The sequence below is a fragment of the Oceanisphaera sediminis genome (genome assembly GCF_039539745.1).
GTDB lineage: Bacteria > Pseudomonadota > Gammaproteobacteria > Enterobacterales > Aeromonadaceae > Oceanimonas > Oceanimonas sediminis.
In genome coordinates, this window is the sequence record NZ_BAABDS010000015.1 from 87,615 (window position 1) to 101,816 (window position 14,202).

12 protein-coding genes are annotated in these 14,202 nt (G+C 56.4%); 8 read left to right on the top strand and 4 right to left on the bottom strand.

The features are described from left to right. Positions 1–7: 7 nt before the first annotated feature. Positions 8–724 carry a two-component system response regulator ArcA gene (gene arcA / locus ABD827_RS06525; protein ID WP_298718284.1) on the bottom strand — a complete coding sequence of 239 codons (717 nt, stop codon included), beginning with the start codon at positions 722–724 and terminating at the stop codon, positions 8–10. Positions 725–1,227: 503 nt separating this feature from the next. Between arcA and ABD827_RS06530 the strand changes: the two genes are divergently transcribed. Beyond that, positions 1,228–1,719, top strand: a complete 492-nt coding sequence (locus ABD827_RS06530) for a putative 4-hydroxy-4-methyl-2-oxoglutarate aldolase (RefSeq protein WP_298718287.1) — start codon at positions 1,228–1,230, stop codon at positions 1,717–1,719. A gap of 204 nt (positions 1,720–1,923) precedes the next feature. Here the strand turns inward: ABD827_RS06530 and aceK are convergent, their stop codons facing one another. Further along, on the bottom strand, positions 1,924–3,648 hold the full coding sequence (gene aceK, locus ABD827_RS06535; RefSeq protein ID WP_344963449.1) for a bifunctional isocitrate dehydrogenase kinase/phosphatase: 1,725 nt from the start codon (positions 3,646–3,648) through the stop codon (positions 1,924–1,926). Positions 3,649–4,041: 393 nt separating this feature from the next. Continuing rightward, positions 4,042–5,034, bottom strand: a complete 993-nt coding sequence (locus ABD827_RS06540; RefSeq protein ID WP_344963451.1) for an alpha-amylase family glycosyl hydrolase — start codon at positions 5,032–5,034, stop codon at positions 4,042–4,044. 203 nt (positions 5,035–5,237) lie between these two features. Between ABD827_RS06540 and ABD827_RS06545 the strand changes: the two genes are divergently transcribed. The 7 genes from ABD827_RS06545 to ung all read left to right on the top strand — a co-directional run bounded on the left by ABD827_RS06545 (position 5,238) and on the right by ung (position 13,695). Continuing rightward, the gene (locus tag ABD827_RS06545) at positions 5,238–5,936 is read left to right on the top strand and encodes a tRNA/rRNA methyltransferase (protein ID WP_344963453.1); all 699 of its coding nucleotides are present in this window, start codon (positions 5,238–5,240) and stop codon (positions 5,934–5,936) included. A gap of 232 nt (positions 5,937–6,168) precedes the next feature. After that, a complete protein-coding gene (thrA, locus tag ABD827_RS06550; RefSeq protein ID WP_344963455.1) occupies positions 6,169–8,628 on the top strand; it encodes a bifunctional aspartate kinase/homoserine dehydrogenase I in 2,460 nt (819 codons plus the stop codon). Next, complete coding sequence (gene thrB, locus ABD827_RS06555) at positions 8,629–9,585, top strand: homoserine kinase (protein WP_344963457.1); 957 nt, start codon at positions 8,629–8,631, stop codon at positions 9,583–9,585. Further along, positions 9,582–10,859, top strand: a complete 1,278-nt coding sequence (gene thrC / locus ABD827_RS06560) for a threonine synthase (protein ID WP_344963459.1) — start codon at positions 9,582–9,584, stop codon at positions 10,857–10,859. The genes thrB and thrC overlap by 4 nt, the downstream gene beginning before the upstream one ends. 424 nt (positions 10,860–11,283) lie before the next feature. Next, on the top strand, positions 11,284–11,499 hold the full coding sequence (locus ABD827_RS06565) for a hypothetical protein (RefSeq protein ID WP_344963461.1): 216 nt from the start codon (positions 11,284–11,286) through the stop codon (positions 11,497–11,499). A 384-nt stretch (positions 11,500–11,883) separates the two neighbouring features. Continuing rightward, positions 11,884–12,750 (top strand): acyl-CoA thioesterase II, encoded by an 867-nt coding sequence (gene tesB / locus ABD827_RS06570; RefSeq protein ID WP_344963463.1) that lies wholly within the window; start codon positions 11,884–11,886, stop codon positions 12,748–12,750. Positions 12,751–13,011: 261 nt separating this feature from the next. Beyond that, positions 13,012–13,695, top strand: coding sequence for a uracil-DNA glycosylase (ung, locus tag ABD827_RS06575; protein WP_344963465.1), 684 nt, complete (start codon positions 13,012–13,014; stop codon positions 13,693–13,695). Positions 13,696–13,962: 267 nt separating this feature from the next. On the opposite strand, the gene ABD827_RS06580 is transcribed toward ung, so the two are convergent. Continuing rightward, positions 13,963–14,151 carry a DUF3545 family protein gene (locus ABD827_RS06580; RefSeq protein ID WP_344963467.1) on the bottom strand — a complete coding sequence of 63 codons (189 nt, stop codon included), beginning with the start codon at positions 14,149–14,151 and terminating at the stop codon, positions 13,963–13,965. Positions 14,152–14,202: the final 51 nt, after the last annotated feature.

Here is a 14,202-nt window from a genome sequence, read left to right on the forward strand (position 1 = left end):
TTTTTTATCAGCCTTCCAGGTCACCGCAGAAGCGGTAGCCTTCACCATGGATGGTGGCGATGATTTCCGGGGTGTCGGGAATGGACTCGAAGTGCTTGCGAATGCGGCGAATGGTTACGTCCACGGTGCGATCGTGAGGCTTGAGCTCGCGGCCGGTCATTTTTTTCAGCAGTTCGGCACGGCTCTGGATCTGACCCGGGTTTTCGCAGAAGTGCACCATGGCGCGGAACTCGCTGCGCGGCAGCTTGAACATTTCACCGTTGGGGCTGACCAGAGCGCGGCTGTTGATGTCCAGGGTCCAGCCGTTGAAGCGGTAGGCTTCTACCTGCTTTTCTTCTTCCTGCGCTTCCGGAGTCTGCATGGTACGGCTCAGCAGATTGCGGGCCCGAATGGTCAGTTCGCGCGGGTTGAACGGCTTGGTGATGTAGTCGTCGGCGCCTATTTCCAGGCCCAGGATCTTGTCGACTTCGTTGTCGCGGCCGGTCAGAAACATCAATGCCAGGTTGTGTTGTTCACGCAGTTCGCGCGCCAGCAGCAGGCCGTTTTTGCCGGGCAGGTTGATGTCCATGATCACCAGATTGATCTTGTTACCGGACAGCGCCTTGTGCATTTCTTCGCCGTCGGTGGCTTCCAGTACGGCGTAGCCTTCGGCCTCGAAAATGCCTTTCAGGGTATTGCGGGTAACCAATTCGTCTTCGACGATCAGAATGTGAGGAGTCTGCATGAGCCTACCTGTTTTTTAGATGTAAATAGAATTCAGTTTCAACAGTTACCGGCGTTGGAAGGGAGGTGTCGCTTGTTCACGCTACCGCATCATTTCTTTGCCTTGCGCTACCGCCGTGGGAGGTAAGGCACAGGCCCGGTGGCCCTGTTTCTTTGAGCCGTTTTTATTTGCATCCCATGCAGTTACTGCTTCACGCCCAAAAAATAGACAGACGGGACGAACAGAGGTCCATTACCTAACGTTGCCTTATTTTAACAGTTAACAGGGGCATAACAACAGCCTGCAGCCGATAATGTTAAATAGTTTTAGGGGGCTGTCTGATCCAGGTCAAGCAAAGTTTTAACAAATACCGCCAAATGTTATAAAGAAGGCTGATAACGCGACTGTCTTTCGGCTGGCGCTAGGGTGAGCTAGTCTGAGGCAAAGTCCCGGCTCTGCACTTGTCTAGGGTGTGGGGCAAAACGGGAGCGAATGGGCGATATTACAACGTTAAGGAGCGCAAGATGTTGGATTTATTACCGGATTTATGTGACGAACACGGCGACAAGGTAAAGATACTGGACCTCTTGTTCAGAGATTATGGTGCCGAGGATGTGTTCTGGGGTCAGGTGGTTACGGTGCGTTGTTACGAGGATAACTCCCGAGTGCGGGAACTGGTGGCCACGCCGGGTACCGGCAAGGTATTGGTTGTGGATGGCGGCGGCATGCAGCGCCGGGCGCTGATGGGTGACCAGTTGGCCGAGCTGGCGGTAGAAAATGGTTGGGAAGGGGTGGTAATTAACGGCGCGATTCGCGATGCCGGTGCCATCGGCAGCATGGCCCTGGGCGTCAAGGCGCTGGGTACCTGCCCGATGAAGACCGAAAAGCGCGGTCTGGGGGATGTGGATGTGCCGGTCACCTTTGCCGGCGTTACTATCTATCCCGGTGATTACCTCTATGCCGATATCAACGGCATCCTGGTAGCCCGCGAGGCCCTGAGCCACCCGCAGTTATAGGGCTGGTTAGAGCGGGGAATAGGGAATGGTGATAAGTAATATCTCATAACTGATGTGGATACTGGGGCTAGCTTTTCTTTCTCGTCACCCTCGCGAAGGCGGGGGTCCAGAGTCAGTGACATGGGACACCCACTTTTCAAGACATCCCAGACAGGACACCCCAGACAGGACACCCATCTTTCAAAGATGGGTGTCCTTTTTCATTTATGAGTACAAATACCGGAAGCGACGCTTGCGCCGGTAGGGGAAAACGTCGCCGAATATTCCGTCGCTGATGTTCTGTTGCAGCTGGCGCCAGTAGCCGGCGGTAAACAGATCGTTGTGCTGCTGTTTGAAGGCCTCGCGAATGCGCGGGCTGCTGAGCAGAAAGGTGGCGAACTCTTCGGGAAAAATGTCGTTGGGCGCCACCGAATACCAGGGCTCGGCGCTGAACTCGTCTTCCGGGTAGCGGGCCTCGGGGATGTCGCGAAAGTTGCACTCGGTCATGTAGGCAATTTCGTCGTAGTCGTAAAAGATCACCCGGCCGTGACGGGTCACGCCGAAGTTCTTGAACAGCATGTCGCCGGGAAAGATATTGGCGGTGGCCAGCTGCTTGATGGCGTTGGCGTATTCATCGATGGCATCAACCACCTGTTGATCGGTGGCATGCTCCAGATAAATGTTGAGGGGGGTCATGCGCCGCTCGGTGTAAAGATGACGAATCATCAGGGTATCGTCCTTGATGGTGAGCAAGGAGGGCGCGACCTGCTGCAGCTCGGCCAGCAATTCGGGGCTGATGCGATGCAACGGCAGCTCGAAGTTGGTGAATTCCATGGTATCGGCCATGCGGCCCACCCGGTCGTGCTGTTTTACCAGCCGGTATTTGGCGCGCACCGTGTCGTGGCTGACATCTTTGGGCGGCGTGAACTTGTCCTTGATGATTTTGAACACTACATCATAAGAGGGCAGGGTGAACACATGCATCACCATGCCTTTTATTCCCGGCGCCGCCACAAACTGATCGCGGGAGTGGTGCAGCTGCTGCAGAAAGTTCCGGTAAAACTCGGTTTTGCCGTGCTTCTGACAGCCGATGGCGTTGTAGATTTCGTAATCGGCCTTGTTGGGCAACAGCGGCCGTAAAAAATGCACCAGTAGCGCCGGTACCGGGCACCACACCATAAAGTAGGCGCGGGCGAAGCCGAACAGAATGGAAGCGTCGTCGTTAGAGAGGATTAGCGTGTCGAGATAAAGGCCGCCCTGTTCATGATGCAGAATGGGCAGAATGAAGGGCAGGCAGCTGTTGCCGCATTCCAGCCGGCCTATGAGGTAGGCGCCCTTGTTGCGAAAAAACAGGTGCTTGATAAAAATCAGGCTGGCGTTGCCGTCACTTAACTCGGCCGGACCAAACTGCTGCAGATAGCGGTCGAGGTACTGTAAGTCCAGCTCCAGATCCCGAAACGGAACGTCGAGCTGCAGTGCCTGCAGCACCTGGCGCAGGGTCTTGTTCACATCCTCCGCTTTGATGGGGTAGCTACTACAACAGGGGCTGAGATCCGGCGAAGGCGAGCGATGAACAAAGCCGTGCACATACAGGTTTTCTGCCCGAATGTTCTGATGGCGAAAGGAACGGCGATACACCGAGTTGTAAAAAGACTCGGCAATTTCCGGATTGGCATGTTCGGTCAGCAGATCATTAAATGCCTGCTTGATGGCTTTTAGCTGGTGCTGGCTCAAGGGGCCACCGCCGTTATGATGGCGAATGGCCTGCACAGCCTCATTCACATGCTGGTCGTATAGACGAATACGCTGTCGCCCGGCCTGCTGAACGCCTGGCCAGTCCTTGTGCTCGAACCTGGCCTGGGCTTCCTGAGTGATATCGAGAAAGCAGCGATAAAAGTCATTAAACCGAATCATGATGATTCGGGCCATGTCCCTGGCATTGTTGCTCATGCGTACTCCTGTATTGTGAGAAGAGTGAAAAGGACAAAGTGAAAAAGGACAGCCACTTCAAACGTTACAACAAGTAACCCGGTGAGTCGTTGAGGATGACTAGATTTTGAGCGGTGGATGCTGCTTTCAAATTAAACAGCAATGAAAAAGTGAAAAAGGACACCCATCTCTGAAAAGTGGCTGTCCTTTTGTGGCCCTTTGTTACTCTTGTTGGCTCACTTTTGACGGTCTGAATCGACCGTCTGCTAGAAACAGCGGTTCTGTACCGTCAATCCCGAAATTTAGTCGGATAAATGGCGAATGATGGTAGGGTGAAGGGCTGGATAGGAAGCAGAGATGGTACAGGTCGCAAGGCTGTACTTGGTTGTCATCACCGAACAGTAACCTGGTAATTCAGGTGGAAATAACGGGGCCGATAACACATCGTCGATGATGCAGTCGTGCGTAGGCGATTCTGGCCGAGGCATGGCCGATAACGGTGCCATGTGACAGCTGATGTGGTTTTACTGCGGTCAGAAACTTGTTGGCATCAAGCCCCATTCTGTCCAACAGGGGAGGTACACCGGAGTGAATGTAGCCTTGTTGTTCCTCGCATTGAACCCGGCCTACCCAATCAATCATGGCCAGGTAATCGCCTAGAGCAAAGGGAATTCCCTTGCGTTTATCCTCTGTAAGGTCGCGGACAAATGGGAGTAAATGAGGTTGTGAAGTCGCCTTTTTGGAGGTAGATGTCGAAGCACTGCCTGCTTTGTATTGCTGTAACCGCTGGTGTAAAGAGACATCGGCGGACGCTTCAGGCTGTTTGACGATACCGGCGCGTAACGGGTTGAGGTCGACATAGGTCATGCAGGTCAGCAAGCCGGCGTCATCCAGAATCGCCTGAGAATGAAAGCGGCCTTCCCAGAACCGCCCTGTGCATTCGTCTTCGAGGTTGGCCTTGCGGGCAATGTGTTCGTTCAGGCATCGCATATACCAGGATAAATCGGCCAGGCGTTCGCGCCACAGCGCGATAATACCTTTTGCCGCCACTTGCTCCGCATCCGAACCGTTCGAGCCCGCCACATAACGTTCAACCAATACCGGCAGACGAAATAACTTGCGCCACCGGCTTACAACCGCAGTCTCATCCAGTGCCAGAGCCGCCTGGGTATCTACATGAACAACCAGATGATAGTGATTGGCCATTACCGCATAAGCACACAGATCGATGGTGAACACGGACTGCAGCTGGCGCAGGCGATCCAGCACCCATTGTTTGCGATGGCTGTAATTCTGGCCGGTCAGCTGGTCTTCACCGAACAGGTAGGCGCGTCGTACGCAGCGGCAGATACAGTGGTAATAAGGTGTTTCATCGGGTGATACCAGCTCGGATCGTGGGCGGGTCATAATGCGACTATCCATTTCGAGGGCAGAGCTTAAATATAGGTTTAGATTAAAAAATGAGCAATTTGAGGTGGGTGTCCCATGGCGGGGGCGCAGCGTTCGAAGTGGGTGTCCCATGGTGGGAGCGGGTTTCGGGTCTGAAAGATGGGTGTCCCACCCTGGGGGGATTTGTGGGACAATATGCTCCGTTTTGTTGGGAGATGGGCATGCAGCTTTATTTTGTACTTAAATCGCCGGCGCGAGCCGAAAACGTCGGGGCCGCGGCGCGGGCGATGAAGACCATGGGCTTTGGTCGAATGCGACTGGTCAACAGCCGGGTGCATGAGCAGGACAAGGCGCACTGGGTTGCGCATGGGGCGCAGGAGGTGTTGGAGCAGGCCGAATATTTCGACGAGCTGGCGCCGGCGCTGGCCGACATGGATCTGGTCATTGCTACCACGGCCCGAAATCGGGGACGGTATCGCTACTACCTGACGCCCAAGCAGGCCATCGCCCAGGTAAACAGCAAAAGCGTACAAAAAGTGGCGCTGTTGTTCGGCTGCGAGGAATCCGGCTTAAGTAACGAGGATCTGGCATTGGCCGATATCATCAGCTATCTGCCGCTGAAAGTGAGTTATCCTTCGCTGAATCTGGGCCAGGCCATCATGCTTTATGCCTATGAATTCAGTCAGGGCCTGAGTGAACAAAACGAAGAAAAATCCGACCTTCAGACCGAAAACACCCAGTTAAGGGTGTTGCAGCAAAAAACAGAACAATTATTTGAAATTATCGGTGTTTCTCAGCAGGAAAAACTGGCTGAGTGGGTAGGTGACCGGCTGCCTATGCTGGAACAGCGGGACCTTAATCTGTTGCATCTGCTTTATAAAGACCTGGAACGGGCCTTGTCTGCCAAAGATGAAAGTTGACAAGCCAGGGCGCGCGCGGTATTGCTATGCCATTCGCTTTTAGAGGTTGTTCGTCATGTTGCCGAGTGCAAGCCGCATTACCACCACCATTATTATTACCGGTACCACCACTGGTGGCACTGGGGCGGGCTGATGCGCTGACGATAAATCGATTAGAATCATAAAGCCCGCGTCCCCATCCGATGCGGGCTTTTTCGTTTTACGCTTTTTAGTTTTACACAGGGAGTAATGAATGCGTGTCTTGAAATTTGGCGGCACCTCTTTGGCCAACAGCGAGCGATTTACCAACGTCGCCGATATCGTGGTCAACAACCAGCAGCAGTCGCAGGTGGCACTGGTTCTGTCGGCTCCGGCCAAGGTAACCAACCATCTGGTTGCCGTGGTGGAGCAGACCATTCGCGGCCTGGATCCGGCGCCGGTACTGCAGGAAATCGAACAGATTTTTCATGCCATCATCGACGGTCTCAAGGCACGCTTTGCGTCACTGGACGATCAGGAACTCAAGGCCCGGGTCGACCGCGAGCTGGGTCAGCTGGCGCGCCTGCTGCAGGGTGTCAGCCTGTTGCAGCAATGCCCGGACAACACTCAGGCACACATTCTGAGCCGGGGCGAGGCACTGTCTATCGCCACCATGGCCGAGCTGCTTAAGGCGCGCGGCGAGCAGGTGGAAGTGATTACGCCCCAGACCATGCTGTTGGGCGAGGGCAGCTTCCTCGAAGCCCACGTCAATATCGAAGTCTCCCGCCGGCGTTTTGCCGACCAGGGCCTGCGTGACGATTGCGTCTACCTGATGCCGGGTTTCACCGCCGGTAACGAGAAAGGCGAAACCGTCATTCTGGGTCGTAACGGCTCCGACTACTCCGCCGCCGTGCTGGCCGCCTGTGTGGATGCCGAATGCTGCGAAATCTGGACCGACGTAGACGGCGTCTACAACTGCGACCCGCGTCTGGTGCCGGATGCCAAGTTGCTCAAGCAACTGTCTTACAAAGAAGCGATGGAGCTGTCCTACTTCGGCGCCAAGGTGCTGCATCCCAAGACCATAGCGCCCATCGCCCAGTTTCATATTCCCTGTCTGATCAAGAACACCGGTAACCCCCAGGGCGAAGGCTCGCTGATTGGCCCCGAGTGCAGTGACGACGACCAGCAGGTCAAGGGTATCTCCGATCTGGTCGGCATGACCATGATCAACATCTCGGGCCCGGGCATGAAGGGCATGGTGGGCATGGCCGGTCGTTTGTTCTCTTGCGTGTCCCGCGCCGGGGTCAGCATAGTGCTGATCACCCAGAGCTCGTCGGAATACAGCGTCAGCTTATGTATTCACAGTTTCGATCAGCTGAAGGCGCAAAAGGCCATCGCCGACGAATTTGCGCTCGAGTTCAAGAACAAGTTGCTGGAGCCGCTGGACATCATTGAAGAGCTGGCGATTATCTCTTTGGTGGGCGATCGCATGCGCACCGTCAAGGGCGTGTCGGCGCGCTTCTTCAATGCACTGGCCGAGGCTTCCATCAACATAGTGGCCATCGCCCAGGGGTCCAGCGAGCGCTCCATCTCGGCGGTGATCCACAAAAACAAGACCACCGAAGCCATCAAGGCCTGTCATCAGAACTTCTTCTCCAGCCGTCGCTTTATCGATGTGTTCCTGGTGGGCTGTGGCGGTGTGGGCGCGGCGCTGTTGGAGCAAATTCGTCGCCAGCAGCCGGTGCTGGAAGCGCAGGATATCGGCATTCGGGTAGTCGGCATTGCCAACTCCCGCAAGATGGCGCTGAACCGCGATGGCCTCAATCTGAATGAGTGGCGCGACAGCCTGGAGCAGGCCACCGATACCTTTAATCTGCCGCGCCTGCAGCGCATGGTGGAAGACAGCCACCTGATCAACCCGGTGCTGGTGGACTGTACCTCCAGCGACGGCGTGGCCGATCAGTACGCCGATTTTCTGGCGGCCGGTTTCCACGTGGTGACCCCCAACAAGAAAGCCAACACCGCCAGCCTGGATTACTACCGCCAGCTACGCCGGGCCGCCCAGCGTACCCATCGCAAATTTCTGTACGAAACCAACGTGGGTGCCGGTTTGCCGGTGATCGAAAACCTGCAGAACCTGATCCGCGCCGGCGATCAGCTCAAGGCCTTTGGCGGCATTCTGTCCGGCTCCATGTCGTACATCTTCGGCAAGCTGGACGAAGGCATGAGCTTTGCCGATGCCACTCGCGTCGCCCGTGAAAACGGCTTTACCGAGCCGGATCCGCGAGACGATCTCAGCGGTATGGATGTGGCGCGCAAGCTGCTGATCCTGGCCCGCGAAGCCGGTATGAACCTGAGTCTGGAAGACATCGACGTGGAAGCTTCGCTGCCGCCGGAGTTCGATGCCAGCGGCGATATCGAACAGTTCATGGCCCGTTTGCCCGAAGCCAACGGTTATTTCGAGGCGCGAGTGGCTCAGGCTGCCGCCGACGGCAAGGTACTGCGCTATGTGGGTGAAATCGACAATGGCCGGTGCAAGGTGGTCATCAAGGCGGTGGATGGCGATGATCCGCTGTTCAAGGTAAAAGACGGCGAAAACGCACTGGCGTTCTACACCCAGTATTATCAGCCGATTCCGCTGGTATTGCGTGGCTACGGCGCCGGTGCTGATGTCACCGCCGCCGGCGTGTTTGCCGACCTGTTGCGCACCCATAACTGGAAGCAGGAGATTTAAATGAGTGTTGTTGCGTTTGCCCCTGCCTCTACCGCCAATGTGAGCGTGGGTTTTGATATATTGGGGGCCGCCATGGCCCCGCTGGACGGCACCCTGCTGGGTGACCGGGTACTGGTGGCCGACACCGAGGGTGAGTTTGCGCTGAACAATATTGGTGCCTTTGCCCACAAGTTGCCGGACGATTTCAAGCAGAATATCGTCTATGACTGCTATCTGGCCTATGAACAAGCGCTGGCGCAGAAGGGGCTGTCCCCCAGGCCGCTGGTGATGACGCTGGAAAAAAACATGCCGGTAGGCTCGGGCCTCGGCTCCAGCGCCACCAGTATAGTGGCCGCCTTTGTGGCGCTGAATGCCTTTTACGATCAGGCGTTGAGCGAGCATGAACTGATGCTGCTGATGGGCGAGCTGGAAGGGCAGATCTCCGGCTCCGTTCATTACGATAACGTGGCACCCTGCCACTTTGGCGGCATGCAGCTGGTGCTGGACGATGCCGGCGTGATTAGCCAGACCCTGCCCAGCTTCGACGACTGGTACTGGGTGCTGTGCTATCCGGGCATCAGCGTGTCTACCTCGGCGGCGCGCAGCATACTGCCGGCGCAATATCGCCGCCAGGACTGCCTGACCTACGGTCGTCGGCTGGCGGGCTTTGTGCATGCCAGCCACACGGGCCAGGAGCCGGTGGCCGCCGCCATGCTCAAGGACGTGATTGCCGAACCCTATCGGGCTCAGCTCATTCCCGGCTTTGACGCGGTGCGCGAGCAGGCTGCGTCCATGGGGGCGCTGGCCACCGGCATTTCCGGCAGCGGCCCCACCGTGTTCTGCGTGCTCAAGGACTTGAGCCAGGCAGAAAAACTGAAAGGCTGGTTGGCCGAACACTTTATTCAGAATCAGGATGGCTTTTGCCATATTTGTAAAATCGATGCCGAAGGCGCTCGGGTAACAGGAACAGAATTATGAAGTTGTACAACATCAAGGATAATGCGGAAACCATCGATTTTGCCGGTGCGGTAAAGCAGGGGCTGGGTCGTGGTCAGGGATTGTTTTTTCCGGAAAACCTGACTCCTATCGCCAACATCGACGCCCTGCTGGAGCTGCCACTGGTGCCGCGCTCGGTGGCTGTTTTGCAGCATCTGATCGGCGATGAAATTCCCGAATCCACCCTTACCGCCATGGTGGAGCACGCCTTTACCTTCCCGGCGCCGCTGGTCAAGGTAGACGATCACACCTATGCCCTGGAGCTGTTTCATGGCCCCACCCTGGCGTTCAAGGACTTCGGTGGCCGTTTCATGGCTCAGTGCCTGGCGACCCTGAGCAAAGACGGTAAAAAGATCACCATATTGACCGCCACCTCCGGCGACACCGGTGCCGCCGTGGCCCATGCCTTCTACGGCCTGCCCAACATCGAAGTGGTGATCCTGTACCCCGAGGGCAAGATCAGCCCGCTGCAGGAAAAACTGTTCACCACCCTGGGCGACAACATCAGCACCTATGCGGTGCAGGGCGACTTCGACGACTGTCAGGCGCTGGTCAAGCAGGCGTTCGACGACGAAGAGCTGAAAGCCGCCGTGGGCCTCAACTCCGCCAACTCCATCAACATCAGCCGCCTGGTGGCTCAGGTATGCTACTACTTCGAAGCGGTGGCACAACTGCCCGCCGAGCAGCGTAGCAAGGCGGTGATCGCCGTGCCGTCCGGCAACTTCGGCAACCTGACCGCGGGTCTGATTGCCAAGGCGCTGGGCCTGCCGGTCAAGCGCTTCATGGCTGCCACCAATGCCAACGACACGGTGCCGCGTTATCTCGAAAGCGGCAGCTGGGATCCGAAAAACACAGTGGCGACCCTGTCCAACGCCATGGACGTGAGCCGCCCCAACAACTGGCCGCGAGTGGAAGAGCTGTGCCGGGTGAAGGGCTGGAATCTGGCCGATATCGCCTCCGGTGCACTCAATGACGAGCAGACCAAAGACGCGCTCAAGCGCCTGTTCGAGCAGGGTTACCTGTGCGAGCCCCACGGTACCATCGGTTGGGATCTGCTGAACAAGGAACGCGGCAAGGACGAAGTGGGTATCTTCCTCTGTACCGCCCATCCGGCCAAGTTCAAGGAAAACGTCGACGAGATCCTGGGGCAGGACATTCCGCTGCCGGGTCCGCTGGCCAAGCACCTGGCCATGGAGCCCCTCAACGGTACCATCCCCGCCGACTTCGCCGCCCTCAAGGCGAAGATGATGAAGTAAAGCGTCACTCGGTACTCTCTCAGTACTCTGTATGTCATGCCGGGCTTGTCCCGGCATGTTTCGTTTTGGGCGACTGAAAACCGAAAAGGGACACCCATCTCAAATTCACCCGCAGCGGCCAAATGAAAAAGGACACCCATCCCAAATCTGGTTGTGACAGCGAGTTGAAAGATGGGTGTCCCACCAAGTTCGTCAGTTGAAAGATGGGTGTTCCACCAAGCTCTCCAGGCTCTCTTTTGTCGTCATTCCCGAGCAGACGGGAATCCGGATTAGTGGCATCGGTACAATAAATCGAGTGGCCGGTGCGACTAGACGCGATCCCCTTGTTACGGCCGAAACGCCATTCCCCCTACATCTTGTAAGAGATCTCTCAATCGGCGCTAGGATAAGGCGGTTTGTGTTACCGGCTTCGGCTCATGATTAAATGCAAGATATTGATAGAAATGAATTTTTATTTTTTTGTTTGTTTTATGTGCAGTGGAAGTTACCGCCGGGTGCATTGAGCCTGGCGGCGGATCTCGTATTATGTTTATCAACAGCAAGGCAGCTGGCACACAGGAAGTGGACTGGCAGGAAGCCTTCAGGGATCACCGGCAAGAAGCCGGAACAGGGAGCAGGGACGTTGCGGTTACAGGAGTAACGCGGCAAAGGATGGCGAGGAACGCCAAACAGCCAGGATGGCACCAGGACCCGGCCCGGATGGCCAAGAGGACAACCGCAGGATGCGGCAGGGAATACCTCCCGGAAGGAGGCGCTGGTAGCAGGATGCCACCATATCAGGACGATGCAGGAACAGCCCGATGGAACGGGAAGGGGAAGACACGGGAAGCGTCAGGTCAGGGAATGCAGGGAGCAATCAGGTTTAAGGAGCAAACCGACGACACCTTGAAGGGCAGCCAATCATTGGCTGCCCTTTTTTCTTGTTACTTTTCTTCATCAGCCGTATGTGTAGTCGAGGCCGCTACCCTGGTATTATCTGCCTGTGCTAACGTATAAGCCCCGTAGAATTAACAGGTTACAGACCATGAGTCAGGCACTGGATAATTTATTGACACTGCTGGCGCTGGAGCCGCTGGACAACGGCCTCTATCGTGGCCAGAGCATGGATCTGGGCTTTGGTGCCGTCTTTGGCGGACAGGTGATGGGCCAGGCGTTGGCGGCGGCCAAATATACCCTGGATCCGGAGCGCCCGGTGCACTCGTTTCACTCCTACTTTTTGCGCCCGGGCGACGTCAACAAGCCGATTATCTACGACGTGGAAAATATCCGCGACGGCAAAACCACCTCTACCCGCCGGGTGCAGGCGCTGCAATACGGCAAGCCCATCTTCTACATGACCGCCTCGTTTCAGCAACCGGTGGCCGGTTTCGAGCATCAGGCCGCCATGCCCGACGTGGCCGGGCCCGAGGGGCTGACACCCGAGAGCGAACGCATCCAGGCCCTGTCCCGTTTTATTCCGGATCGACTCAAAAACAAGCTGTTGGCCGAAAAGCCGATAGAGATGCGGCAGGTGAATTACGTCAATCCGATGAAGCCGGAAAAAGCCGAGCCGGTGCGCCATATCTGGCTCAAGGCCAACGGCCGCTTGCCGGACGATCCCCGCATTCACAAATACCTGCTGGCCTATGCCTCGGATTTCAATTTTCTGCCCACCGCGCTCATGCCCCATGGACACTCGTTCTGGGAACGCGAACTGCAGGTGGCCACCATCGATCACTCCATGTGGTTTCATCAGGACTTTCGCTTCGATGACTGGGTGCTTTATGTTATGGAAAGCCCGCGCGCCATTGCCGGCCGCGGCCTGGTGCAGGGGCATTTTTACACCCGGGACGGTACTCTGGTCGCCACGGCGATGCAGGAAGGACTTATTCGGCCGCGCATTGAAGTGTGAGGGGGAGGCGAAAAAGGACACCCACCTCAAATCTGGATAGGTTAATACTCATTAGACTCTTATGAGGGATGGGTGTCCCAGCTCGACGCCCATTCCAAATCCGGATAATTTGAGGCTCAATCGATTCCGTCGAGAGGTGGGTGTCTCAGCTCGATTCCAGCTCGATTCACCGGCTCGATTTGAATCGACCAGCCCCGGCTTGCTTCTGCCGCTGGGGTCGAATAAATTCGGCCTTACAAATTTGTCGTTAACGGAATTCCCATGCCCCAGACCTGGAACCAGCTCATCGACCATGAGCAACAGCAGTCTTATTTTCAGCAGGCGATGTCTTTTGTCAAACAGGAACGAGCCGCCGGCAAGGCTGTCTATCCGTCGCAGCAGCATATTTTTCACGCCTTTCACTATACCGAACCGGGCAGCGTCAAGGTGGTGATGCTGGGGCAGGATCCCTATCACGGACCCAATCAGGCTCATGGTCTGTGCTTCTCGGTATTGCCCGGCGTGCGGGTGCCGCCGTCGTTGCGCAACATGTATAAAGAGCTGGCCAGCGACATTCCCGGCTTTCAGGTGCCCGAACATGGTTACCTGGAATCCTGGGCCGAGCAAGGGGTGTTGATGCTCAATACGGTGCTGACGGTGGAGGAGGGCAAGGCCCATTCCCATGCCAAACTGGGTTGGGAAACCTTTACCGACAAGGTGATCAAAGCGGTCAACGATCAGGGTGAAGGCGTGGTATTTCTGCTGTGGGGCAGCCATGCCCAGAAAAAAGGCGCCATGATCGACCGCAGCCGTCACCATGTACTGACCGCCGCTCACCCCAGCCCCCTGTCTGCCTACCGGGGCTTTTTCGGTTGCCGGCATTTTTCCCGTACCAACGAGCTGTTGCAACAGCAGGGCAAGGCACCCATCGACTGGTGCCTGCCCGCAACGGTCGAACAGCCGTAACAACACCCCCTCCCAACCTCCCCCTGGCGAGAACCGGCCGCTGAGCCTGTATCTCCGCTGCCAAGGGGGAGGGGCCGTTCGGTGCCAATGGCAGGCATGACAACGCTTTGCTCCCTCCCCTTAACCTCGGATCTGCAGCAATCACGGCGGGGTGCAAGGCAAGGGGAGGGCAGGGGAGGGGTTTCTGCAGAATATTCATCTGTCCGGCCAAACGCAAAAAGGCGCCCGAGGGCGCCTGACGAATTATTATGACTTATTTACCGTGCTCTACAGTTCAAGCTCTGCTGCCAAGTCTTCGAGTTCGAAGGTACAGTCGAGTTGCTGAAGTTCTTGTTGTAAGCGCTTTTGGTCTTGTAATGCTTCTATTTCCCGCCACTTGCGCTTTTTGGCAGGCTCACGAGATTTACGTGAGGACCGTTCAACCACAAATTCCTGATCGAAGCTGCTCCTTTCCATGGGGCTCCCTCCTGTTGGCTATCAGTTGTAGTCACATTCGGATATATCACA

Coding starts and splice junctions, on each gene's coding strand:
- arcA (WP_298718284.1), bottom strand. CDS start 724: ATGCAGACTCCTCACATTCTGATCGTCGAAGACGAATTGGTTACCCGC.
- ABD827_RS06530 (WP_298718287.1), top strand. CDS start 1,228: ATGTTGGATTTATTACCGGATTTATGTGACGAACACGGCGACAAGGTA.
- aceK (WP_344963449.1), bottom strand. CDS start 3,648: ATGAGCAACAATGCCAGGGACATGGCCCGAATCATCATGATTCGGTTT.
- ABD827_RS06540 (WP_344963451.1), bottom strand. CDS start 5,034: ATGACCCGCCCACGATCCGAGCTGGTATCACCCGATGAAACACCTTAT.
- ABD827_RS06545 (WP_344963453.1), top strand. CDS start 5,238: ATGCAGCTTTATTTTGTACTTAAATCGCCGGCGCGAGCCGAAAACGTC.
- thrA (WP_344963455.1), top strand. CDS start 6,169: ATGCGTGTCTTGAAATTTGGCGGCACCTCTTTGGCCAACAGCGAGCGA.
- thrB (WP_344963457.1), top strand. CDS start 8,629: ATGAGTGTTGTTGCGTTTGCCCCTGCCTCTACCGCCAATGTGAGCGTG.
- thrC (WP_344963459.1), top strand. CDS start 9,582: ATGAAGTTGTACAACATCAAGGATAATGCGGAAACCATCGATTTTGCC.
- ABD827_RS06565 (WP_344963461.1), top strand. CDS start 11,284: ATGCAAGATATTGATAGAAATGAATTTTTATTTTTTTGTTTGTTTTAT.
- tesB (WP_344963463.1), top strand. CDS start 11,884: ATGAGTCAGGCACTGGATAATTTATTGACACTGCTGGCGCTGGAGCCG.
- ung (WP_344963465.1), top strand. CDS start 13,012: ATGCCCCAGACCTGGAACCAGCTCATCGACCATGAGCAACAGCAGTCT.
- ABD827_RS06580 (WP_344963467.1), bottom strand. CDS start 14,151: ATGGAAAGGAGCAGCTTCGATCAGGAATTTGTGGTTGAACGGTCCTCA.